General features: G+C 44.4%; 1 pseudogene. It reads right to left on the bottom strand.

The features are described from left to right. Positions 1–633, bottom strand: a pseudogene (locus tag IRQ78_RS20400) (IS630 family transposase); the annotation flags it as partial.

Raw genomic sequence — 633 nt, 5'->3', positions numbered from 1 at the left:
CTGTGGCTGGACATACCGCGCCAAATAAGTATCCATAGTCAAATTGCTGTTGTTTTACAATCCGTGGCCGAGTGCCTGTTTCAGCCCAAATGCGCGTAGTCGGATTTTGCTGGCCAAATCGTGCTTCGTCCTGAAACCATACGTCGATACGGTCAAGAGGAAGATGTCCTGGTGTGTGAAGGATCGTTTCCAGTTGGAAGTTTTTTAAAAGCATCTTGGCTCTGTAATGATTGCTTCGGGTGTTTAGAGCGGCTTGTGATCCAGCTAAAGCCAAGTTGCTTTAGAATTTTATAGACATGATTTAAGTGGTAATGAACACCAAATTCAGTGTGAATGTAATGCACAATGTCTTCACCGGTAAGGCGCCCACCTTGAAGCTCTGTGTTCGTGCGCTTTATAAATTCAGACAGTTGTTCAAGTTGCTGCGGTTGCAGCCTTGATGGACGTCCTTGAATAGGCTTATTGTCTAAACCACCCAGCCCATTCTCTAGGTAACTAGAAACCCATTTATTCACACTACTTCTTGCTGTGTTTAGACGTTTTGCAATATCGGTTCTGCTATTCCCCTCATAAAATAATGACACTGCGAGCAATCGCATGCGTTTTCGTGCGTTTGGTTCTTTACGAGAAAGC

Source organism: Pseudoalteromonas simplex (genome assembly GCF_015278155.1).
In the GTDB taxonomy this organism is placed as follows: domain Bacteria; phylum Pseudomonadota; class Gammaproteobacteria; order Enterobacterales; family Alteromonadaceae; genus Pseudoalteromonas; species Pseudoalteromonas simplex.
This window is presented reverse-complemented; position numbering and strand designations above follow the sequence as displayed.